General features: G+C 75.7%; 1 protein-coding gene. It reads right to left on the bottom strand.

Annotation, left to right across the window (positions count from 1 at the left end; genetic code table 11):
- The coding region (locus ABZ885_RS40215; RefSeq protein ID WP_360200021.1) for a pentapeptide repeat-containing protein at nucleotides 1-1899 on the bottom strand (1899 nt) is incomplete at both ends.

The following is a 1899-nucleotide window of genomic DNA, read 5'->3' as shown; positions in this document are numbered from 1 at the left end:
GACCAGGCGGGCGCCGCGCAGCGAGGCGCCCGCCAGGTTGGCGCCGAGCAGCCGGGCGTCGGTGAGGTCGGCGCGCGTCAGGTCGACGCCGGAGAGGTCACGGTGCGAGAGGTCCTCGCCGGCCAGCGCGGCGCCGCGCAGGTCGGTGTGCGCGGGGACGCGCAGCCGGGCCAGCACCTTGACGGCGTTGGCGCGCGCGGTGTCGTCCGCGCCCGGGGCGGGGCCGCCGCCGTCCAGCACCGACTGGGCCCAGCGCTGGCAGACCTGGTGGTCGGCGAGGTCGCAGAGGAACTCGACCGCCAGCCGGCTGAGCGGGCGCCGGGCGAGCAGCTCCGGCTCGCCCGCGCCGAGGCCGGCCGCCGCCGCCCGGGCGACCAGCCACTCGACCACCGAGCCGTGGATGAACTGGAACATGCCCTCGTCGGAGCGGACCAGCAGCGACCCCGAGCCGACCGCGTGGGCGACCTGCGGGGTGGGCAGCCTGGTCTCCGCCAGGCCGTTCAGCACCCCGGCGATGTCGAGCAGTTCGTCGTACGGCATCGCGTTGCGGCCGCTCTCCCAGAGCCGCAGCGCGAGCAGGGTGACGGCCTCCCAGAGCTGGTCCAGGCCGAGGCCGGGCGCGGCGCCCGGGCCGCCGTGGCCGCGCTGCTCCTCGAACCGCAGCCAGGCGGTGAAGACCTCCTGGTACAGGCCGGCGGCGCTGAGCGCCCGGCCGGCGCCGGCCACCGCCCGCAGCCGGTCGTGGTCGAGGTCGGCGACGAAGCTGAGCAGCCGCGGGTTGCGGCAGAGCGCGAGCAGGTCGGGGATGGCCTCCAGGAGCCGCATCCGGCGGTCGGCGGCGGTCTCGTCGCCGTACCGGTTGACCAGGTAGCCGCGGATCTGGGCGGTGGTGAAGTCCTGGACGGCGAGCAGGCGGCGCTGCGGGAGCAGGCCGACCCGTTCGCCGAGCGCGGTGAGCACCTGCTCCTGGGAGCTGAAGTGCTGGGTGCGGCTGCTGACCACGATCTTGGCGCTGTCGACGGCGGCGTCCAGCAGCACCTGGAGGTGGTCGGCGGCACGCTCGTAGCTGACCCGGTTGAGCAGTTCGTCGAAGCCGTCGAAGAGCAGGACGATGCGGCCCTGCCGGAGCATGTAGCGGAAGGCCCGCAGGTCGATGGTGTCGATGCCGTGGGCGGTCAGGTGGGCGGCCACCAGGCCGTCGAAGGAGTGCGCCTTGTCGAGTGCGCTGAGTTCGATGAACAGCGGTGTCAGGTGCGGGAGTTCGGCGGGGATGCGGCGGGCCAGCTCGCGCAGGGCGAAGGTCTTGCCGTGGCCGAAGTCGCCGAGCAGCAGCAGGAACCGGCCGTGGTCGGACTCCAGCAGCCGGAGCATCTCGTCCACCAGGCCCTCGCGTTCGGCGCCGCCGGGGCGCTCGGCGTCGCGGTAGCGCTGCGGCAGGTACAGGCCGGGCTGGTACTGGCCGTCGGTGCCGAGCCGCTCGCTCTGGGCGGCGACGTAGCCGCTCAGGTCCAGCAGGCCCTGGAACTCCAGGAAGCTGCGCAGCCGGACACCGCGGCGCCGGGCCCGGTCGCGCAGGTCGCGCGGCGGCGGAGGCCCGTCGTACACGAGTTCGGCGTCGGGGGCGGTGCCGGCGGCGTGCACCGCGTCGACGAAGCGGTCGACGTCCTCGGCGGCCGGGGTGGCGACGCAGGCGGCGACCCGCTGCTGGCGGACGAAGCCGGACTCGGTCCAGGTGACGAGGAGCTGCGGCGGGGTGCCGGCGACCGGGCGGATCTGGGCGCCCTGGTGGCGGGTCCGGCACACCTCGGCGACCCGGGCCAGCAGGGTCTCGGCCGGGGAGGCCAGTTCCCGGGTTTCGCGCTCGGGTTCGGCGGGCGGCGGCGCGGTCGCGGCCGGCGG

The organism is Kitasatospora sp. NPDC047058 (assembly GCF_040643935.1).
Classification (GTDB): Bacteria; Actinomycetota; Actinomycetes; order Streptomycetales; family Streptomycetaceae; genus Kitasatospora.
The sequence above is the reverse complement of the archived record's forward strand: the minus strand, read 5'-3'. Positions and strand labels throughout refer to the sequence as shown.